Below are 21,319 nucleotides of genomic sequence, written 5' to 3'. Positions count from 1 at the left end.
TAATTTTATGCTATTATTTGGAGGATTTTAACATGGGAACACCGAAAGTAAGAACAATTGGAGTACTGACCAGCGGAGGGGATGCACCCGCAATGAACGCTGCCACAAGAGCAGTCGTTAGAGTCGGTTTAGAGCGCGGTTTAAATGTAAAGGGTATCAGAAAAGGATATAATGGTTTATTGAATGAAGATATCATCGATCTGACTTCAAGACACACTGCAGATAGTATTTCACGGGGAGGAACCATCTTATTTACTGCCCGCTGTGATGAGTTTAAGACACCGGAAGGACAGAAGAGAGGCGCAGAGGTGTGCCGCGAACAGGGAATCGACGGACTTGTTGTCATCGGTGGAGACGGTTCTTTCCAGGGAGCGCAGAGACTTGCGGAACTTGGGATCAACACCATCGGAATTCCCGGCACCATCGACCTTGACATCGCATGTACCGAGTATACCATCGGATTTGATACAGCAGTCAACACGGCGATGGAAGCCATTGATAAGATCAGGGACACATCCACATCCCACGAGCGCTGCAGTATCGTTGAGGTAATGGGACGCGGCGCCGGATATATCGCACTGTGGTGCGGAATGGCAACCGGAGCGGAAGATATCCTGATCCCGGAAAGCTTTGACGGCAACATGCCGAAGTTAGAGCAGCAGATCATCGAACATCTGCTCAGGAACAGAGCGTTAGGAAAGACTCATCATATGATCATTAATGCGGAAGGTGTTGGACATTCCTACGGCATGGCCAAGAGGATCGAGGCAGCTACAGGAATTGAGACAAGAGCTACGATCTTAGGTCACATGCAGCGAGGCGGAAGCCCTACAGCAAAAGACAGGGTGTATGCTTCTATGATGGGAGCCTATGCAGTGGATCTTTTATGTGCAGGAAAGAGCAACCGTATCGTCGGATATCAGAACGGAAAGTTCATGGACATCGATATGGACGAGGGTCTGGCAATGGAAAAGCATGTGGATGACTATCAATTACAGATTGCCCATTTACTTGGAAAATAAAAAGATTTTATGGAAAAAGCGATCTTTTAAAGATGGCTTTTTCTGTATATAAGGAGAAATGAAAGGGAATGAAGAAGATTAAGCCGGTCCATATTATATTATTTGGATTCTTATTTGTCATACTGATTGGGTCTGTGCTGCTGACATTGCCGATCGCGTCAAGGAACGGCCACGCCACGCCTTATATTGACGCATTGTTTACATCCACAACATCTGTGTGTGTCACCGGGCTGGTGGTGGAGACAACGATGACTTACTGGAGTACTTTCGGACAGTTGGTGATCCTGGTGCTGATACAGCTGGGAGGTCTGGGTGTTATCACATTCACCACAGGAATGTTCTTGTTTCTGAAGAAAAAGCTGACAATGAAAAACAGAATCCTGATTCAGGAGTCCTTCAGCTTGAATACAATGTCCGGTCTCATAGAACTGGTCCGCAAGATTTTAAAGGGGACTTTTATTATAGAAGGGATCGGAGCGGCATTATTTGCAACACAGTTTATTCCGGAATTCGGTGTAAAATACGGCATATGGGCATCTGTTTTTAACTCTATTTCCGCTTTTTGCAACGCAGGGATCGATATCGTGCAGATGGATAGTCTCAGAAGCTACATTACAAACCCAGTAGTGAATTTTACTGTCATGGGGCTGATCATTTTAGGAGGCCTCGGTTTTATCGTTTGGAGGGACTTGCTACGGGTATTCAGGGAACTGATCCATAGGGAATTCCCGCTTCGCAGAGCTTTCGGAAAACTGAGACTTCACTCTAAGATCGTATTGTCCACCACAGTGATTTTAATTTTTATCGGTACCGTATTTATTTTTATCTTTGAATATGCAAATACTAAAACAATAGGAAACCTTTCTCTTGGCAATAAGCTTATGGCATCGATGTTTCAGTCTGTCACAGTAAGAACGGCGGGATTTGAGACTGTTCCCCAGGCGGCGCTGACCGAGGGCTCCTCTCTGATCTCTATGATTCTTATGTTCATCGGAGGCTCTCCTGTGGGAACAGCAGGCGGAGTTAAGACGGTCACATTTGTTGTTTTGGTTTACTGTGTGCTCGTAACGGTCAAGCAGGAGGGAGCGATCCATATATTTAAGAGAACCATACCAATGCATGTTATACCAAAGGCACTGACGATCATTTGTGTCAATCTGATTGTACTGTTGTCTTCTATTTTGATCGTACTGGTATCTGACACCGCATCCTTTATGGATACATGTTATGAATGTGTCTCCGCACTTGGAACCGTGGGTCTTAGCAAGGGACTGACACCGGATTTGAGTGTGATCGGAAGGCTGGCGATCATCGTCACCATGTATCTGGGAAGGGTCGGTCCTGTCTCTTTGGCAGTGGGATTTGCAGTCCGGGGTAAAAAGAAAGTATTGGCAGCGTATCCGGAAGAAGATATTATTTTAGGATAAAAGCATATAAAGGAGTAAGGATAATGGGAAAATCATATGCAGTGCTTGGGCTTGGTAAATTTGGCAAGAGTGTGGCCTTAAATCTGATGAAAGATGGGGCGGAAGTGCTGGCAGTAGACCAGAAGGAAGAATTGGTCAGGGATATTGTGGATTATGTTACCTGTGCAGTCTGCGCGGATGTCACCGATATGGAAGTGATGAACAGCATCGGTTTGGAGGAGATGGACGGGGTGGTCATTGCCACTGCGGAAAGTCTGGAAGCCAGTGTTATGGCACTGATGATCGCAAAGGAGATCGGTGTTCCGTATATCCTCGCCAAGGCTGACGGCAGACTGAAAGGAGAGATCCTGAAGCGGATCGGAGCCGATGAGGTGGTGTATCCTGAGGAGGAAATGGGTGCCAGGACTGCCTACAATCTTGTGAGTGGAAAAGTGATGGACCTGTTTGACCTGTCATCCAAGACCAGTATCGTGGAAATCCATCTGAAAAAAGGCTGGGTTGGGAAAAATCTGCGCCAGCTGGATATCCGTGGGAAATATAACATCAATGTTGTGGCCATCCATAGTGGAGAAGATTTTAACGGGGCGCCGGATCCAGACCAGATATTAAATGAGCGCGACAGCCTGATTGTGATTGGAAATAAAGAAGATTTGATCAAGCTTAGATAAATGGAAGTGATGTCCGGACTGGGGTTTTCCTGTACCGGCTTTAGATAGTGGAGAAAAACTTATGATTACAACATCACAGAATAAACAGATCAAACAGGTGGTAAAATTACTGAAAAGTTCCAGAGAGAGAAAAAAGACCGGACTGTTTGTTATTGAGGGACTCCGCATGTTTCGGGAGATACCGGAGGACCGGAGAGAAAAAGTATTTGTCTCCAGTGATTTTATAAAGGAGCATAGAGAAATACTCCGGGGAATTTCTTTTGAGGAGGTATCTCCCCAAGTTTTCCGTGAGATCTCTGATACAGAGACACCCCAGGGGATTCTTTCCCTGGTGAGAATGGAGCAGACCCCGATTTCTGAAATATTCAAAAGGGACGGCAACAGCATTCTTTTGCTGGAGAACCTACAGGATCCGGGAAATCTGGGGACATTGATCAGGACCGGAGAAGGAGCAGGAGTCTGCTGTGTCATCATGAGTAAAGATACGGTGGATATCTACAACCCAAAAGTCATACGCTCTACTATGGGTTCCATCTTCCGGGTGCCGTTTTGTTATGTGGAGGATCTGGCTGAGATAGTGGAACTGTTAAAGCAGCGTTCCATTCATGTTTACGCGGCGCATCTGGACGGTTCAGATTACACGGATGAATGCTATGATAAAATCAGTGCATTTCTCATAGGCAACGAAGGGAATGGGCTGACAGACCGAATTGCGGCTTTGGCAGATAAGAGGATCAGGATCCCGATGGAAGGCCAGGTCGAATCATTAAATGCAGCTATGGCCGGAGGACTTCTCATGTATGAGGCCAGGAGGCAGAGAAAAGGAGGTAGCTGATTATGTATATGGTATACTGGTTGATAGCGGTCGCTGTTTTCCTCTTGTTGGAGATATTGACCCTGGGACTTACGAGCATCTGGTTTGCGGTCGGGTCTTTGGCAGCAGCCATCGGCGCGGGACTGGGCCTGCCATTTTTCGGGCAGTTGATCCTGGCCGCGGCAGTTTCCTGTGTCGTTTTTGTATTTGCAAGGCCGTGGGCCAAAAAATATCTGAACAGCAAGACAGAAAAGACCAATGCAGAGAGCCTGATTGGGAAGACAGGTATTGTTAAAAAAAGAATCATCAATATTAAAGGCCAGGGAATGGTCTACATCCAGGGTATGGATTGGACGGCGCGTTCTGCCGATGATGAGGAAATCCCGGAAGAGACAGAGGTAATCGTAGAGGAAATTAAAGGTGTGAAACTAATCGTGAGCAAGAAGTAGGAGGTGCAGAATGTTTATTTTATTATTGATCTTATTTTTCATTATCATCATGGCGATGCTTTCCAGCATCCGGATCGTTCCGCAGGCAAATGCCTATGTGGTGGAACGTCTGGGAGCATTCAAGGAAACGTGGTCTGTAGGGCTTCATATCAAGGTCCCGTTCATTGACCGAGTGGCAAGAAGAGTAAACCTGAAGGAACAGGTTGTGGATTTTCCACCTCAGCCGGTTATCACAAAAGACAATGTCACCATGCAGATTGATACAGTCGTCTATTTTCAGATCACAGATCCAAAGCTTTATTCATATGGAGTTGAGAATCCGATCATGGCCATCGAAAATCTGACAGCTACAACATTGAGAAATATCATCGGTGACCTGGAGCTTGACCAGACATTGACATCCAGAGAAACTATTAATACGAAGATGCGTGCTACTTTAGATGAAGCGACAGACCCATGGGGAATCAAAGTCAACCGGGTGGAATTAAAGAACATCATTCCGCCGTCAGCGATCCAGGATGCCATGGAAAAACAGATGAAGGCGGAGAGGGAGCGAAGAGAAGCGATCCTCCGTGCGGAAGGTGAAAAGAAATCCGCCATCCTCCGCGCAGAAGGCCATAAGGAATCAGTGATCCTGGAAGCAGAGGGTGACAAAGAATCTGCGATCCTCCGTGCAGAGGCGAATAAAGAAGCGACCATCAGGGAGTCTGAGGGACAGGCGGAAGCGATCAAACAGATCCAGAAGGCTAACGCAGACGGTATTGAATTCTTAAAGAAAGCCTCCCCAGATAATGCGGTACTCCAGTTAAAGAGCCTGGAAGCATTTGCAAAGGCGGCAGACGGAAAAGCTACGAAGATCATTGTCCCATCTGAGATCCAGGGAATCGCAGGACTGGTGAAATCCATCACGGAAGTGGCCGCGGACGAAAAACCTTCTCTAAGGGACGAAATTGAAGAGAGTTTGACCAATTCTTCAAAATAAGATATAATATCCATTAGTGTGTACTTTTTCAAAACGAAAAGGCACGAATATTATCATTTAGGAGGAAAAAGGAATGAGATTGAAAAAAGTTTTAGCAGTAGGTCTCGCAGCTGTCATGGGGATCAGCCTGGTTGCATGCGGCGGCGGAAATAAGAAAGACTCCAAGGAAAAGACATATAAGATTGCATCTGACACAACATTTACACCATTTGAATTTGAGGATAAGGATGGTAACCGTGTAGGGATCGACCTTGATTTATTAGATGCGATTGCAAAAGAAGAAGGATTCAAGTACAAAGTGACAGCGGTTGGTTTCGATGCTGCCATGGCTTCTGTAGAGTCCGGACAGAGCGACGCAATGATCGCCGGTATGTCTATAACCAAGGAAAGAAAGCAGAAATACGATTTTTCTGAAGCTTACTATGATTCCAAAGTCGCTTTCGCTGTAAAAAAAGGCGGAAAGACATTTGATAATATTAAAGACAAGAAAAAAGCAGAAAAAGAAGCACTTTCCAGCCTGAAAGGAAAGACAGTGGCAGCAAAAGTAGGTACGGTAGGTGCCACATATGCCAATGAAAATGCTGAAAAGTATGGCTATAAAGTAAGACAGTTCAAGGATTCACCGACAATGTACCAGGCAGTGCTGACAGGAAATGCAGCCGCATGCTTTGAAGATTTCCCGGTCATCTCTTATCAGATTGGGCAGAAGAATCTGAAATTACAGGTAGCTTTCACATCCGAGAGCGGAAGCCAGTATGGATTTGCTGTAAAGAAGGGCAAAAACTCTGAACTCGTAGAGAAGTTTAACAGCGGATTAAAGAAGATTAAAGACAACGGAAAATATCAGGAAATTGTAGATAAATATACAAAGACTAAGTAGGCGGACAGATTATGAACTTTATAGAACTATTTCAACAGTATTTTCCGTCATTCTCGACGGCGCTGGGACTGACACTGCAGCTTGCCCTGGCTTCTCTGATCTGTGCCAGCATCATCGGTATTATCTTTGGTATGTTCAGCGTATCAAAAAACAAGATACTGAATATTATCTGCAAGATTTACGTAGATATTATCCGGGGAACTCCTCTTGTCGTACAGGTATTTATCATGTACTACGGAGTGGCGGGAGCCTTTCTGCAGCCTATGGATTTAAACTGGGATGATTTCGGAGGTCCTTTTATGGCTGCCGTAGTAGCCCTCAGTTTAAATGCCGGCGCATATATGGCTGAGATCGTCCGCGGGGGGATCGAGTCTGTGGACAAGGGCCAGATGGAGGCGGCAAGAAGCCTCGGACTGCCTTACGGAAAGGCCATGTCAAAGGTCATTCTTCCGCAGGCGATCAGGACAATGCTTCCTTCTATCATTAACCAGTTCATTATTTCCATTAAGGATACCTCTCTGGTGTATGCCATCGGTATCCGGGAACTTACGATGAACAGCCAGATCATTACGGCGAACGAGCCGACCTCTGTCATGAGCATTTATGTGATGGCAGCTATCTATTACCTGGTGATCTGCACCATCCTTTCTAAGGTGGCAAATATTGTGGAAAGGAAGTTGTCTTATGGAAAATAAAGATAATAAAAAAGTGAAGGTTCAAGTAAAAGGGCTGGTCAAGAGTTTCGGTGAGTTAGAGGTATTAAAAGGAATGGATCTGGAAGTCGCAGACGGAGAGGTCGTATGTCTGATCGGACCTTCCGGTTCCGGAAAGAGTACATTTTTAAGGTGCCTTAATCGCCTTGAAACTATCACTGGCGGAGAAGTTGTTGTCGACGGATTCGACATCACGGACAAGGGTACAGATATTAACAAAGTGAGAGAGAATATCGGCATGGTATTCCAGCACTTCAATCTGTTCCCGCACAAGACCGTACTGGAAAACATCACAATGGCCCCGGTACAGTTAAAGAAAATGACATTGGACGAAGCCAAGACTGTCGGAAGAAACTTACTGAAAGATGTGGGACTCGAAGAAAAGGCCGATGTCTATCCGGCACAGCTTTCCGGAGGACAGAAACAGCGTGTGGCGATTGCGAGAGCGCTTGCCATGCATCCTGACATCATGCTGTTTGACGAGCCGACCAGCGCGCTGGACCCGGAGATGGTCGGTGAAGTTCTAAATGTTATGAAACAGCTGGCCAAAAACGGAATGACCATGGTTGTTGTGACACATGAGATGGGCTTTGCGAGAGAAGTTGCGGACCGTATCATCTTCATGGACGGTGGATATATCGTCGAACAGGGAGAACCGCATGAGCTGCTGGCCAATCCAAAGGAACCAAGAACCATTAATTTCTTAAATCAGGTATTATAATAAACGATACAGAGCAACCGCTTCTTATGATATGAAAATAAGAAGCGGCTGTTTTTATTCTATAAGGAGGTTTCTCATGAAGACAATTCTGTGTTACGGAGATTCAAATACATACGGCTATAACCCGGAAAACGGTTTCCGGTATCCATATGACTTGAGATGGACGAGTATATTAGAGAAAAATATGGAGGGACGGGCCAGGGTGATCCCGGAAGGCCTCAACGGAAGGACCACCTGCTTTGAAGATGAGATCCGTCCTGGAAGAAACGGTTTTGCCTACCTGGAGCCCTGTCTCCATTCGCATGGGCCTTTGGACCTCGTGGTACTCATGCTGGGTACCAACGATCTGAAGATCCGGTTTCAGCTGACACCGGTGGATATTGGGAAAGCCATTGAACGGCTGATCAAAAAGATATTGGAGATCACGCCTCAGAAGAGAGAGGATGGGAAACCGGCCGAAATTCTCCTGGTGTCGCCGATCCTGATCGGGGAGAATATAAGAGAAGTGGCAGATGGAGAGACAATGGGCTTTGAGCGGGCGTGTGAATATTCCAGGCGTCTGGCGCCTGTTTATAAAGAGTGGGCAGACCGTTACGGTATTCATTTTATGGATGCCGCACAGTTTGCAGAACCGTCCGAAAAAGATGCATGCCATTTGAGTGCAAAGGGACACAGAAAGCTGGGAGAAGCCATCAGTAAGGCTTGTGAAAACATATTGGGTGCTATATAATGATTGTTATGCAAAGGCCATAAAACGGAGGAAGAAAGATGAATTTAAAAGGAAGAAATTTTTTAACACTGAAGGATTTTACCCCGGAAGAGATCGGTTATCTGCTGGACCTTGCGGCACAGTTAAAAGAAGATAAGAAAAAAGGCAAAACAGGAGACAGTTTGAAGGGTAAAAATATCGCCCTTATTTTTGAAAAACCGAGCACGAGGACGAGATGCGCATTTACCATCGGATGTATTGATGAAGGCGGACATCCTGAGTATTTGGGAAAGGACGATATTCAGCTTGGATATAAAGAAAGCGTGGAGGATACGGCCAGAGTCCTCGGAAGAATGTTCGACGGCATCGAATTCAGGGGATTTTTACATGAAAATGTGGAAAAGCTGGCGAAATACAGCGGTGTTCCGGTATGGAACGGCCTCACCGACGATTATCATCCGACACAGATTTTGGCAGACTTTCTGACGCTGAGAGAACAGTTCGGAGAATTAAAGGGCTTAAACTTCGTCTTCGCAGGGGACGGACGCAATAACATGGGCAATTCTCTCATGATAGGATGTGCAAAGATGGGGATCAACTTCACCTGTCTGGCCCCTAAAAGCCTTTGGCCGAAAGAAGAATTGATAGAGCAGTGCAGAAAGTATGCCCAGGAGTCCGGAGCCAAGCTTACCTTTACTGAAGACACCGATGCTGTAAAGGGAGCCGACTGTATTTACACCGACGTTTGGTGCTCTATGGGTGAAGAAGACAAAGCCGCAGAGAGGGTGGCTCTGCTAAAGCCATTCCAGGTCAACGATGAACTGATGAAGAAAACAGAGAAAGACACAACCGTTGTCATGCACTGTCTGCCGGCGGTAAAAGGAAATGAAGTCACGGAAGATGTATTTGAAAAGCATGCGGAAGTGATTTTTGATGAGGCGGAGAACCGCATGCATACGATTAAGGCGGTTATGGTCGCAACTCTTGGGGAAAAATAAACAATGAAAGAAAAGATCCTCAGACAATTAAAACAATGCGGAGGCTATGTATCCGGGCAGGAATTGTGCGAAACATTCGGGGTGTCGAGAACCGCAGTCTGGAAACACATAAAGGCTCTGAAAGAAGAAGGCTATGTTATTGACTCTGTGAGTAATAAGGGATATAAACTGGTGAAATGTCCGGATATTCTCCTGGCAGAAGATATAAAGAGCAGTCTTTCAACTTCCTGGCTTGGTAAAACGGTCAAGGTGATGAAAACAGTGGATTCCACCAATCTGGAGGCGAGGAGACTCGCGGAGGCGGGAGCTTCCCACGGGACACTTGTGACAGCGGAAGAACAGACCTCAGGGAAGGGCAGAAGAGGCCGTTCCTGGGTTTCAATGCCGGGACAGGGTGTCTGGATGAGTTTTGTACTGAGACCGGATGTCGAGCTGGAAAACAGCTCCATGCTGACTCTTGTGGCGGCTCTGGCCGTAGAAAAAGGAATCAAAGATGAAGCAGGCATTGACGGAAAGATCAAGTGGCCCAATGATGTCCTGATCAACGGAAAAAAAGTATGCGGAATCCTCACGGAACTGAGCGCTCAGATGGATGAACTGAATTATATTGTTGTAGGAATCGGGATCAATGCCAATATTGGACAATTTCCGGAAGAAGTCAGGGACAAAGCTACATCTCTGCTTTTAGAGACGGGAAAATCTGCCGACCGGATCAAACTTCTCTGCAGGGTGCTGGAATATTTTGAGTGTGATTATGAAATCTTTAAAAAAACTCAGGATTTTTCCATTCTGATGGAAGAATATAACAGTTTTCTTGCACATCGCGGACAGGAGATCAAAGTTGTAAGGGGAAATGATGAATATATCTGTAAGTCCGGGGGGATCAACCGGCGCGGAGAATTGATCGTGGAAGATTCTCTCGGACGGACCAGAGAGATTTTTTCCGGAGAAGTATCGATACGGGGAATCCACGGTTACAGTGTATAAACAGGAGGAAGTATGTATCAGGAGACCATAACTCTATGCGGTTCCAATGGATATGAAAAGAAGTATTATTTAAATGAAGATTTTGAATCCCTTCCACAGCAGATCAAGGATGAATTAAAGATTGCCTGTGTGCTGTACACAGAAGAGATCGGGGGCATTTTAACGCTTGAGTTTGATGAGGACGGGAAGCTGTCATTTAAAACGACAGCCGGGGAAAATGATTATTTTTATGATGAAATCGGAAGTGCACTGAAGATAAAAGAAATGCAGCGGGACAGAGCGGACCTCTGGCAATCGCTGGAACTGTTTTTTCGGGTGTTCTTTCTGGGAGAAGAGGTATAAGCAATGTTATTGACAATGGATGTGGGAAATACCAATATTACAGCCGGTATTTTTGTGGAGAAGGATCTGGTGGAACTGTTTCGCATCACAACGAAACTTCCGAGAACTTCAGATGAGTTCGGAATTCTGATCCGGGATATGATCGCCGCCAAGGGTTTGGATACAAAGGAGATCAGCGCTGCGATCATCGGATCGGTAGTGCCGAATATCATGTATTCTCTCACCAACGGAATCATCAAATATTTTGATGTGACTCCGGTGATCGTCGGACCCGGCATCAAGACCGGGATTAACTTGGGAAGGCTGAATCCCAGGGAAGTAGGAGCAGACCGGATCGTGGATCTTGTAGCTGCCTATGAAATTTACGGAGGGCCTACTCTGGTGATTGATTACGGGACTGCGACCACCTATGACGTGGTTACGGAAGACGGAGTATTTCTGGCCGGAGTCACCGCGCCGGGCATCCGGACCTCTGCCAATGCCTTGTGGAAGGGAGCGGCAAGGCTTCCGGAGATCGAGATAAAGACGCCGGAGAGTATACTTGCCACCAATACGATCACGAGCATGCAGGCAGGACTTATGTACGGGGTCATCGGAGAGACAAAATATATCATTGAGCAGATGAAGAAAGAAACTGGGTTTGAGGACATGAAAGTCGTGGCAACAGGAGGATTGGGCAAGATGATTTCCAGAGAGGTTCCGGAGATCAACTGTTTTGATGATACACTGACATTGAAGGGATTGCGGATTATTTATGAAAAGCAGCAGTAGATTAAAGCCATTGGCCATTGGGGATATTAAAATAGAACATCCCTTTGTGCTGGCACCTATGGCAGGGGTCACGGATCTTCCTTACCGGCTCTTATGTAAGGAGATGGGGGCTGGGCTTCTCTGTACAGAGATGGTCAGTGCCAAGGGAATGTACTACAACAGCCCCAACACAGGTCCTCTTCTTGCAAAAGAGGAAAAAGAAAGGCCCATTGCAGCCCAGATTTTTGGTTCCGATCCCGAACTGATGGCAGACATGGCTGTCAGGATCGAGGATATGGGTTTTGACATCATTGACATCAACATGGGCTGTCCGGTCCCAAAGATCGTCAACAATGGAGACGGGTCAGCTTTAATGAAAAATCCTGAGCTTGCCGGACGGATTATCCGGGCCATGTCAGATAAGCTTCACGTTCCGGTTACCGTAAAGATCCGGAAAGGTTTTGATGACCAGCACATCAATGCGGTGGAAATGGCAAAGATCGCAGAGCAAAGCGGAGCGGCAGCGGTGGCTGTGCACGGCAGGACAAGGGAGCAGTATTATTCCGGGAAAGCGGATTGGGACATTATAAGGCAGGTCAAAGAGGCAGTTTCTATTCCAGTCATAGGAAACGGGGATATCAATTCACCGCTGGATGCGGAGAGGATGCTGGATGAAACTGGATGTGACGGCCTGATGATTGCCAGAGGCGCCAAAGGAAACCCCTGGATTTTTAAGGAACTCAGTCATTATTTTGAGACAGGGGAACTCCTTGACAGGCCGGACATGGAGGAGATCATCCAGATGGTTCTTAGGCATGCCAGGATGATGATCGACTGTAAGGGAGAATACATTGGGATTCGGGAGATGAGAAAGCATGTGTCGTGGTATACGCATGGACTTGCCGGAGCAGCAAAGCTGAGAGATCAGGTAAATCATGCGGAAAGTATCGGAAAGCTGGCTGAGCTTCTGAGCGGATACAAAAACGAAGGATAGGAGAGCTTGGTATGGAAGTATGTACATGTATAGTGCCGTGTTTTAATGAAGAAGAGGCTATACCCTATTATTATGAAGAAATGCAGAAGGTCATGCAGAAAGTCCCTGAACTGGATTTTGAATTGCTGTTTGTGGATGACGGAAGCTGTGACGGGACACTTAAGGTATTGAAAGAACTTGCTCAAAAGGATTCTGGAGTCAGGTATATTTCTTTTTCAAGAAACTTTGGAAAGGAAGCAGCACTTTACGCAGGGCTTCAGAATGCAGGCGGAGATTATGCAGTGACGATGGATGTGGATCTACAGGATCCTCCGTCATTGATTCCGGAAATGTATAAGGTGATTCAGCAAGGCGAGTACGACAGCGTTGCTACCAGGCGGGTAACAAGAAAAGGGGAGCCTAAGATCCGGTCATTTTTTGCGAGGAAGTTTTATCAGATTATTAATAAGATGTCAGATGCGGATATTGTTGATGGTGCCAGAGATTTCCGATTTATGAAGCGGTCTATGGTGGATGCTATTCTATCAATGAAGGAATACAACCGGTTTTCAAAAGGTATTTTTGGATGGGTCGGATTTAAAACAAAATGGCTTGAGTATGAAAATGTTGAACGGGTAGTCGGAGAAACCAAATGGTCATTCTGGAAACTATTTCGTTATGCTTTGGAAGGAATTATTGCTTTTTCAACGACACCTCTGTCAATTGTATCCGTCATTGGAATGGTAATTTGCTTTTTGTCGTTTATCCTTTTGCTCGTGATTATTATTAGGGCATTATTGGTTGGTGATCCAGTAGCGGGCTGGCCCTCTCTGGTGTGTATTATAACATCTTTGGGTGGAGTACAGCTTCTATGTACTGGTATTGTAGGATTGTACTTATCAAAAGCATACCTGGAGACAAAAAACAGGCCGATCTTCATTGTAAAAGAGAAAAACTAAAGAAAGAGAACATCCTTAGTTGACAAACAAATTACCGCTGAGATATAATTTACGGATGAGCGTGTACGAACCAGACGGACAAAAGCATTGATATAGAAGGAAAGGAAGCGAAAATATGGCAGAAGCAAAAAAGAATATTCTGACTCAGGAGGGCTTAAAGACATTAGAGGATGAATTACAGGATTTAAAAGTTGTCAAAAGAAAAGAAGTAGCCCAGAAGATCAAAGAAGCGAGGGAGCAGGGAGACTTATCAGAGAATGCCGAGTACGATGCTGCGAAAGATGAGCAGAGGGACATTGAGGCAAGGATCGAAGAATTAGAACAGATCCTGAAAAATGCAGAGGTGATCGATGAGGAATTTCAGCACGGTGTCATCAGCCTTGGCTGCCTTGTAAAATTAGAAGACATCACATTTGATGAAGAAGTTACTTATCATATCGTCGGTTCCACAGAGGCTGATATTCTGAATAACAAGATTTCCAATGAAGCACCGATTGGCAAGGCACTGCTCGGAGCGAAGATCGGAGATGTGGTAGAAGTGGAAGGCGTAGGCCAGGTGAATAAATATAAAGTTTTAGACGTTAAGAGAAAGTAAGAGGATTGGAAAGTGGCAGAACAGAACAAAGATGCGGGCGAACTTGTCAAGGTACGCAGAAATAAACTGGAAGAATTACAGAGTGCAGGAAAAAATCCGTTTGAGATCATGAAGTATGATACAACGCATCACTCTATGGAGATCAAAGACCATTTTGAAGAACTGGAAGGAAAAGAAGTGTCTGTTGCAGGCCGGATGATGTTCAAGAGGGTCATGGGAAAGGCTTCTTTCTGTAATATACAGGATCTTGAGGGACGGATTCAGGCATATGTGGCCAGAGACGAAATCGGTGTGGAGGAATACAAGGACTTTAAAAAGATGGATATTGGAGATATCATCGGAATCAAAGGTACTGTATTTGCGACCAAAACCGGCGAAAAGTCCATCCACGCAAAAGAGGTTGTACTCTTATCAAAAAGCCTGAAGCCCCTTCCGGAGAAATTCCATGGCTTAAAGGATACCGACGCCAGATACCGTCAGAGGTATGTGGATCTGATCATGAATGAGGAATCCAAAGACACGTTTATTAAACGCTCTAAGATCATCAGCAAGATCCGTTCCTTCTTAGACGGACAGGGATTTATGGAAGTAGAAACACCGATGCTGGTGCCGAATGCCGGAGGAGCGGCGGCCAGACCGTTTGAGACCCACTATAATGCATTGGATGAAGATGTAAAACTCCGCATCTCCCTGGAACTTTATTTAAAGAGACTGATCGTCGGCGGCCTGGAAAAGGTGTATGAGATTGGCCGTGTATTCCGAAATGAGGGTGTAGATACAAGACATAATCCGGAATTTACTCTGATGGAATTATACCAGGCGTATACAGATTACAATGGAATGATGGAACTGACAGAGAATCTGTACCGCTATCTGGCACAGGAAGTCGTGGGAAGCACCACGATCACATACAATGGCATTGAGATGGATTTGGGCAAACCGTTTGAAAAGATCACAATGGTTGAGGCTGTAAAGAAATATGCGGGTGTTGACTTTGACGAGATCCATACGGTTGAAGAGGCAAGAAAAGCTGCGGATGAACATCACGTAGAATATGAAGAACGCCATAAAAAAGGCGATATCCTTAATCTGTTCTTCGAGGAGTTCGTGGAGGACAATCTGGTACAGCCTACATTTGTATTGGATCATCCGGTTGAGATTTCTCCTCTTACGAAGAAGAAGCCGGAAAATCCGGACTATGTGGAACGGTTTGAGTTTTTCATGAACGGATGGGAGATGGCAAATGCCTACTCCGAGCTTAATGATCCCATCGATCAGAGAGAACGGTTTAAGGCACAGGAAGAACTGCTCGCCCAGGGTGACGAAGAAGCAAATTCCACAGACGAAGATTTCCTGAATGCATTAGAGATTGGTATGCCGCCGACAGGAGGCATTGGTTTTGGAATAGACCGAATGGTCATGCTGCTGACAGACTCATCTGCGATCAGGGATGTATTGTTATTCCCGACGATGAAGAGCCTGGATAAATAGAGGCAGCTGTAATCAACAGAACTAGACGATTGTTTATACAATAAATATAAGAGATAATGAAAAGAAAGGGAGACTACTGAGAAGTGGTCTTCTTTTGTTGTTTATAGTGACATTTGCGTGGATGAAATAGTAAGTCCAAAAAAGAGTATCATACACGTGCCAAATGTAACGAAAGAAGGAGGCGTGGAATAAAATGTATTACTAAGATAAATAAAGGAAGGATTATTGTGTTAGCGACGCCTATTATAATTATTGCAGCTGTTGTCATAATAGCTGTGCTGGCTGTTGTCATCGTATGGCGGATCAGAAGCCGCAGGTTTCGTCCGAATGCGAATAAACGGCAACAACAAATGGAATTAAATGCCGACCTCAAAGAAGCCGGGTTTGCATATGAAATAAATGGTGATTACTTCTATTCTCTGATGGACTGTTGGCAGCGGGAAGTTGGATATTGTCGTCTTTATGATGAGGGTGCGCCCTTGTTTAATATGATTATGGATTGTGAGCCTATCACTTTCTCTTATGGGGGAAAAAGATGGCTGATAGAACTGTGGAAAGGTCAGTACGGAATCACTACCGGAGGGGAGATTGGTATATATAATACGGAGAGGGAAGACATCGATCATGAAAAGTTTCAAGGAACTTTTTATGAAAATATACGGGATGATGAAAGACTGCCAATGTCATATGTTCTAAAGAGAAATGGAAAAGTTATTCTGCGCCGTAAGGATGTCCACTGGTGGCTGACTGGCTTCAAGCTGGGGGAATTTTCAGAACCGGATTCACTTGTTATGGATGCATCCATAACATTTCCTAACCGGGAAATGAGAGATGTATTTATAGACAGTTTAAGGAATCTTGGATATAGAAAAAGGGAATTTTCTGTACGCAGGAACACGGTGCGTATCCATTATACGACACCTCATTCAGTGCAGCCGGAAGCAAGGGATGGACTGCAGGAAGCTGTTGTTCAGAAAACAAACAGAAATAACTGTAGATTATATGAATTCTCTACTGAAAAGTATAGTGACACACTTGATAAGGTGGAATATATAAAAGCCATCATGCCGGAGCTCTACGCGATATTTGTGGACTCCCTATATACAAAAGGTCTCTATGGGGCATTTGAATGGATCAAAGACTGGCTGATAGGTAAGAGACCGGATCCAAGACCGCCGAAGCCACCGCGTCCGCCAGAGCCGCCGTGTTCTCAAGACCCTTCATGTCCGCAGGGGCCCGTATGTCATCTCTGTTACCCTTCTCCTCCGAAACGGGAATGCAAGCCGCATGACTGCCGTTGCCAGAATACAGACTCCTGTGATGATTGCAAAGGGCAGAAAGAAGAATGAGTTATAGGACCGTAAAGAGAAAACTGGATCAGGTTTATAAACATGCACCGGTTGTAACGTTTGATTCTGATTCAAAACTGGTGATCATGAGCGACTGTCACCGAGGACAGGGGAACGCAGGAGATAATTTTCTGGCCAATCAGGATGTGTGTCTTGGCGCTCTGGAATATTATTTCCATGAAGGATTTACGTATATTGAACTTGGAGACGGTGATGAACTGTGGGAAAATAGGAGACTGAAGACCATTGCGGAGGTTCACGATGACATCTTCTGGATCTTGTCCAGATTTTACGAACAAAAACGGCTTTATATGGTGTATGGAAACCATGACATAGTCAAACGGAATAAGGGGTATATGAACCGCCACTGCCACAATTATTATTGTAATTCCGCCCATACTGAACAGCCTCTTCTTCCCGGAATTACTGTGGAAGAAGGTTTGGTCTTCCAAAACAGGAAAGATGGAAATGAAATATTTATGGTACACGGTTTCCAGGGAGATTTCCTGAATGATACACTATGGCCGCTGGCCCGGTTTTTAGTGCGGTATGTGTGGCGTCATATGGAGCTGATAGGATTTTTGGATCCAACCGGTGCCGGACGCCCTAGAAAAGCCAAAGAACGAGTTGAGAAAAGGCTGGCTGACTACAGCTGCAACAGGCAGCAGATCTTGATCGCCGGGCATACACACCGGCCCGCATTCTCCACACCGGAGGAAGGATTCTATTTTAATTCCGGGAGCTGTGTGCATCCGCGGTGTATCACATGTATTGAGATTGAAGATAATGAGATCTCTCTGGTGAAATGGTCTGTCCGTTCCGGAGGAGACAGAATCTTAAGAGTGGAGCGGGAAGTGCTGGAGGGGCCGGCATCTCTCACAGAGTACACACGGATGAGAAAGAAAATAAAAGAGTAAACAATGAGGTACAGACGCCTTGGTCTGTACCTCATTTTGTGATATAATGTCACCATGTCCGGCGGTGCAGCTAAAAAGGAGGGGTGAATCCTATGATTTCAGAAAAAAAAATAAAGATTATGACTTCGCTCGCCCAGTACGAAAAAAAAGAGGGCGTCAAGGATTTAAGGATCAACCGTTATAGCTGCAGTGATTATGTAAGAATGGAAACAATGAAAGTAGGAGTTGCTCTAGTGGTGGCGCTCTTGCTTCTCAGCGGGATCATAATCATATTTCAGATAGAAAACGTAATTTCTATGATGCGGAAAGGGACCATCGCTGTACCGGCAATATTGATTTTATTCTGTTTTGGAATCCTTTTCTTTTGCTATGTAAAGACCACCCGGTCCAGAGCGGAGCATCGCTATAATGAGGCTATGGTGCGCATCAATGCATATGAAAGACAGTTGGAGAAGCTTCTGGAAGTTTATGAGGAAGAAGAGAACGAAGATAAAAGCCCGAAGATAGATACAGAGGAGTTGGCAGATGGAAAAATTATTGATTTATAGAGAAAAGCTATTAAAATTCCTGTCATCCCATTGGCAGGTCTGCGGACCTCTGGGAAAGTTCATAGGAGGGGTGTTCATATTTTATGTGATCAATTCACTGTTTGGATATTCTAAAATACTAAGCCAGCCGTTCAGCACATTGATTCTGGCGGGTATCTGCGTATTCCTGCCATTTTCGATGACATATTTGCTGTGCAATCTGATCATTATCATTCATTTATCTGTGGTATCGATGGAGATCGCAATATTGTATTTTATTATCATGGGTATTTACTATCTGCTGTATCAGCGGATGTTTCCTGAAATGAGATATTTATTTTTTATGACCCCGGTATTTTTCTTTTTCCATTTGACTGCCGTCATCCCACTGTTTGTGGGCAGCTTCATTGGGATCACGGGAATCCCGGCGATTGTTATGGGAACATTTCTGTACATCTTTGCACAGACAGTCCAGAGCGGAGTAGTACAGGTAAATAACGGTTCATTTGGCAGCCAGTTGTATAATTTTGTACTTCAGGGAACGATAGAGAATAAGCAGTTAATTATCTATATTCTGTGTTTTATTTTTGTGGCAGCCCTGATTGTGGGGATTCGCAGGATGCAGGTGGATTACGGATGGTATTTTTCAATCTTTATCGGAGGTATTGCCTATGTGACCATCGTGCTGGTTGGCGGATTTTTTACTGGAAACCGCGTAGATATCGGCGGAGAGCTGATCATTGCGGCGGTAAGCATTCTGGTTGTGATGATCATGCAGTTTTTCAAGATCGTCATTGACTACTCCAGACAAGAGACCTTGGAGTTTGAGGATGAGGATTATTACTATTATGTCAAGGCGATTCCCAAGAGCAGGGTCAATGAGGAAGAGATCAATATCACGAAGATCAATCCTGCCGGGAAGAAATTTGGATTTAAAAAACATAAGGGAGAGTAGATTTGGAGCAGTTTTTATCAGTCATCGAAAAATATTTATATTGGTTATCCATTCCCCAGATGTCAATCACGGATATCCTGGATATCCTGATCGTCAGCGTGTTGATCTATGAAATCGCCAAATGGATCAAGAATACCAGAGCCTGGACCCTTCTGAAAGGCATTATGCTGCTTGTTTTTGTAGCTATGGCAGCTTATGTATGTCAGCTGCACACAATATCCTGGCTGATCAATAATACCATGGGTGTGGGTGTCACTGCGGCGATCATTGTGTTTCAGCCGGAACTCAGGAATGCCCTGGAGCAGCTGGGCAGGAAGAATCCTATTGTAAATCTGTTTTCATCCGACGAAAGCCGGGATGAGAAGGTGGGATATACAGACCGGACTCTTCAGGAGATCGTTAGGGCTACCATTGAGATGTCGAAGGTCAAGACCGGTGCACTGATCGTGATGGAACGTGAAGTCCCTCTGGGTGAATTTGAGCGGACAGGAATTCCTGTTGACGCCAAGATGAGCAGTCAGCTGCTGATCAATATTTTTGAACACAATACCCCGCTTCACGATGGGGCAGTGATCGTGAGAAATAACCGCATTGTGTCAGCTACCTGCTATCTGCCTCTGAGCGACAGCCTGGAGATTGAAAAGGAACTGGGAACCAGGCACAGGGCGGCAGTGGGGATCAGTGAAGTCTCTGATAGTGTGACGATTGTTGTCTCAGAAGAAACGGGAGGTATTTCCATTGCACAGGGCGGCAGGATTTACAGAGGATTGACTCCGCAGCAGCTGAGAGACCGGCTGGCTGTGGTGAAGAACGATTATAGCGACGGAAGGAAATTCAGGCTTTGGAAAGGATTGAACCGCAATGAAAGAAAAATTAGGAAATGATCTTGTCTTAAAAATATTTTCTCTTGTCCTTGCCATCCTGCTTTGGCTGTTTGTCATCAACACAGAAGATCCGGTGATAACCAAGTCTTTTTCAAATATCCCTGTGGATATGCTCAATGAGCAGGTACTGGATGAGCTGAACCGGACGTATAAGATCACAGAGGGCTCAACCGTGAGCTTTACGGTAAAAGGGAAAAAGACAGTTCTTGACAAATTGAAAAAAAGTGATTTCAGGGCAACCGCAGATGTGTCCTCCATGTCTAAGGTAAATTCCATCCCGATCAAGATCGTACCGCTGAAGTTTGCTGACCAGCTGGAGATTGTATCAGGAAATAACCAGAGTGTCAAAGTAAAACTGGAAGACCTGCGCAGAGTACAGGTGCCGGTGACAGTGGAGACAACAGGAAAACCGGCATCGGGATATGCGGTGGGCAGCAGGACTGCGGCACCGAACCTGATTTCTATTTCCGGTCCTAAGAGTGTGGTTAAGCAGGTGAAAGCCATCAAAGTGATCGTAGATGTGTCTGGATTAAAGAGAGATGTATCCATCACTCATAAAGTTGTCTGCTATGACAGCGAAGGAGAGCAGGTAGACCAGTCCAGGCTGAAGCTGGATGACGATGAAGTCAAAGTAAGGATCAAGTTCAGCAGGACCAAGACTGTACCGATCGTAGTAAAGACAAAAGGAACTCCTGCAAAAGGGTATGCTCTGGGAAGTATCGACTACTCTCCGGAAGAGATCGAGATCACCGGAGAAAAGGACGTTCTGGATGAAGTGGACGAGATCGCTTTGTCCACCATTGATATCAGCAGCAGTACCAAGAGTATCGAAAAAACCATCAAAGCAGAAGATATCAAGCTTCCGGAGGGAATTACGTTTGTAAAGGATACAAGCAAGATCGAGGATATTGTAGTCAAAGCAAATATTGAGAAGAATAAAAAGCGCATGATCACTCTTTCTACGGACCAGATTCAGCTGATCAACAATAAGAATAACTATCATATAGAGTTTGACCAATCTGAAGTGCCGATCAAGGTTACAGGATTAAAATCAGTTGTGGATGAACTGACAGCTAAGGATTTGAATCCAAAGATTGATGTGTCTGTCTATGAGACCGGAACACACACGGTGCAGGTACAGCTCAAAGAAGTAAAGAATATGGATATTATTGGAAATGTCCAGGTGAAGATTATAGTATCAGAATAG

At 45.2% G+C, this 21,319-nt stretch carries 23 protein-coding genes and 1 pseudogene; all 24 read left to right on the top strand.

The window, feature by feature from the left end; genetic code table 11:
• The first annotated feature begins 32 nt into the window (after window positions 1-32).
• The 24 genes and pseudogenes from pfkA to CI597_RS01965 all read left to right on the top strand — a co-directional run bounded on the left by pfkA (window position 33) and on the right by CI597_RS01965 (window position 21,319).
• A complete protein-coding gene (gene pfkA, locus CI597_RS02080; protein WP_006566089.1) occupies window positions 33-1,022 on the top strand; it encodes a 6-phosphofructokinase in 990 nt (329 codons plus the stop codon).
• 68 nt (window positions 1,023-1,090) lie between these two features.
• Complete coding sequence (locus CI597_RS02075) at window positions 1,091-2,449, top strand: TrkH family potassium uptake protein (RefSeq protein WP_024726544.1); 1,359 nt, start codon at window positions 1,091-1,093, stop codon at window positions 2,447-2,449.
• 23 nt (window positions 2,450-2,472) lie between these two features.
• Window positions 2,473-3,117 (top strand): potassium channel family protein, encoded by a 645-nt coding sequence (locus tag CI597_RS02070; protein ID WP_024726545.1) that lies wholly within the window; start codon window positions 2,473-2,475, stop codon window positions 3,115-3,117.
• A 61-nt stretch (window positions 3,118-3,178) separates the two neighbouring features.
• The gene (locus CI597_RS02065; RefSeq protein WP_024726546.1) at window positions 3,179-3,952 is read left to right on the top strand and encodes a TrmH family RNA methyltransferase; all 774 of its coding nucleotides are present in this window, start codon (window positions 3,179-3,181) and stop codon (window positions 3,950-3,952) included.
• A 2-nt stretch (window positions 3,953-3,954) separates the two neighbouring features.
• The gene (locus CI597_RS02060) at window positions 3,955-4,380 is read left to right on the top strand and encodes an NfeD family protein (RefSeq protein WP_024726547.1); all 426 of its coding nucleotides are present in this window, start codon (window positions 3,955-3,957) and stop codon (window positions 4,378-4,380) included.
• A 10-nt stretch (window positions 4,381-4,390) separates the two neighbouring features.
• Window positions 4,391-5,362, top strand: a complete 972-nt coding sequence (locus tag CI597_RS02055) for an SPFH domain-containing protein (RefSeq protein ID WP_024726548.1) — start codon at window positions 4,391-4,393, stop codon at window positions 5,360-5,362.
• 73 nt (window positions 5,363-5,435) lie between these two features.
• The gene (locus tag CI597_RS02050) at window positions 5,436-6,242 is read left to right on the top strand and encodes a transporter substrate-binding domain-containing protein (RefSeq protein ID WP_024726549.1); all 807 of its coding nucleotides are present in this window, start codon (window positions 5,436-5,438) and stop codon (window positions 6,240-6,242) included.
• Between the two features lie 11 nt (window positions 6,243-6,253).
• Window positions 6,254-6,937: an amino acid ABC transporter permease gene (locus CI597_RS02045; protein WP_024726550.1), complete on the top strand. Its 684-nt coding sequence runs from the start codon at window positions 6,254-6,256 to the stop codon at window positions 6,935-6,937.
• Entirely contained in the window at window positions 6,927-7,676 is a 750-nt protein-coding gene (locus CI597_RS02040) for an amino acid ABC transporter ATP-binding protein (protein WP_006565743.1), read from the top strand. The genes CI597_RS02045 and CI597_RS02040 overlap by 11 nt, the downstream gene beginning before the upstream one ends.
• 76 nt (window positions 7,677-7,752) lie before the next feature.
• Window positions 7,753-8,406, top strand: a complete 654-nt coding sequence (locus CI597_RS02035; protein WP_024726552.1) for an SGNH/GDSL hydrolase family protein — start codon at window positions 7,753-7,755, stop codon at window positions 8,404-8,406.
• A 38-nt stretch (window positions 8,407-8,444) separates the two neighbouring features.
• The gene (argF, locus tag CI597_RS02030; RefSeq protein ID WP_095142869.1) at window positions 8,445-9,383 is read left to right on the top strand and encodes an ornithine carbamoyltransferase; all 939 of its coding nucleotides are present in this window, start codon (window positions 8,445-8,447) and stop codon (window positions 9,381-9,383) included.
• A gap of 3 nt (window positions 9,384-9,386) precedes the next feature.
• Window positions 9,387-10,370 (top strand): biotin--[acetyl-CoA-carboxylase] ligase, encoded by a 984-nt coding sequence (locus tag CI597_RS02025; protein WP_024726554.1) that lies wholly within the window; start codon window positions 9,387-9,389, stop codon window positions 10,368-10,370.
• Window positions 10,371-10,382: 12 nt separating this feature from the next.
• On the top strand, window positions 10,383-10,712 hold the full coding sequence (locus CI597_RS02020; protein ID WP_024726555.1) for a DUF6145 family protein: 330 nt from the start codon (window positions 10,383-10,385) through the stop codon (window positions 10,710-10,712).
• A gap of 3 nt (window positions 10,713-10,715) precedes the next feature.
• Window positions 10,716-11,483 carry a type III pantothenate kinase gene (locus CI597_RS02015; protein WP_024726556.1) on the top strand — a complete coding sequence of 256 codons (768 nt, stop codon included), beginning with the start codon at window positions 10,716-10,718 and terminating at the stop codon, window positions 11,481-11,483.
• Complete coding sequence (gene dusB / locus CI597_RS02010) at window positions 11,467-12,456, top strand: tRNA dihydrouridine synthase DusB (protein WP_024726557.1); 990 nt, start codon at window positions 11,467-11,469, stop codon at window positions 12,454-12,456. The genes CI597_RS02015 and dusB overlap by 17 nt, the downstream gene beginning before the upstream one ends.
• Window positions 12,457-12,467: 11 nt before the next feature.
• Window positions 12,468-13,394 carry a glycosyltransferase family 2 protein gene (locus CI597_RS02005; RefSeq protein ID WP_024726558.1) on the top strand — a complete coding sequence of 309 codons (927 nt, stop codon included), beginning with the start codon at window positions 12,468-12,470 and terminating at the stop codon, window positions 13,392-13,394.
• 115 nt (window positions 13,395-13,509) lie between these two features.
• The gene (gene greA, locus CI597_RS02000; protein ID WP_024726559.1) at window positions 13,510-13,989 is read left to right on the top strand and encodes a transcription elongation factor GreA; all 480 of its coding nucleotides are present in this window, start codon (window positions 13,510-13,512) and stop codon (window positions 13,987-13,989) included.
• Between the two features lie 12 nt (window positions 13,990-14,001).
• Window positions 14,002-15,471, top strand: a pseudogene (lysS, locus tag CI597_RS01995) (lysine--tRNA ligase); the annotation flags it as partial.
• 236 nt (window positions 15,472-15,707) lie between these two features.
• On the top strand, window positions 15,708-16,829 hold the full coding sequence (locus CI597_RS01990; protein ID WP_024726561.1) for a DUF4474 domain-containing protein: 1,122 nt from the start codon (window positions 15,708-15,710) through the stop codon (window positions 16,827-16,829).
• Complete coding sequence (locus CI597_RS01985; protein ID WP_024726562.1) at window positions 16,826-17,746, top strand: metallophosphoesterase family protein; 921 nt, start codon at window positions 16,826-16,828, stop codon at window positions 17,744-17,746. Before CI597_RS01990 ends, CI597_RS01985 begins: the two co-directional genes overlap by 4 nt.
• Before the next feature lie 92 nt (window positions 17,747-17,838).
• Window positions 17,839-18,294, top strand: coding sequence for a hypothetical protein (locus tag CI597_RS01980; RefSeq protein WP_024726563.1), 456 nt, complete (start codon window positions 17,839-17,841; stop codon window positions 18,292-18,294).
• Window positions 18,272-19,228, top strand: coding sequence for a hypothetical protein (locus CI597_RS01975; protein ID WP_024726564.1), 957 nt, complete (start codon window positions 18,272-18,274; stop codon window positions 19,226-19,228). Before CI597_RS01980 ends, CI597_RS01975 begins: the two co-directional genes overlap by 23 nt.
• A gap of 59 nt (window positions 19,229-19,287) precedes the next feature.
• Window positions 19,288-20,112: a diadenylate cyclase CdaA gene (gene cdaA / locus CI597_RS01970; protein ID WP_051405177.1), complete on the top strand. Its 825-nt coding sequence runs from the start codon at window positions 19,288-19,290 to the stop codon at window positions 20,110-20,112.
• Complete coding sequence (locus tag CI597_RS01965) at window positions 20,090-21,319, top strand: YbbR-like domain-containing protein (RefSeq protein ID WP_024726566.1); 1,230 nt, start codon at window positions 20,090-20,092, stop codon at window positions 21,317-21,319. The genes cdaA and CI597_RS01965 overlap by 23 nt, the downstream gene beginning before the upstream one ends.

Source organism: Anaerostipes hominis (ex Lee et al. 2021), assembly GCF_002270485.1.
Taxonomy (GTDB): Bacteria; Bacillota; Clostridia; order Lachnospirales; family Lachnospiraceae; genus Anaerostipes; species Anaerostipes hominis.
This window is presented reverse-complemented; position numbering and strand designations above follow the sequence as displayed.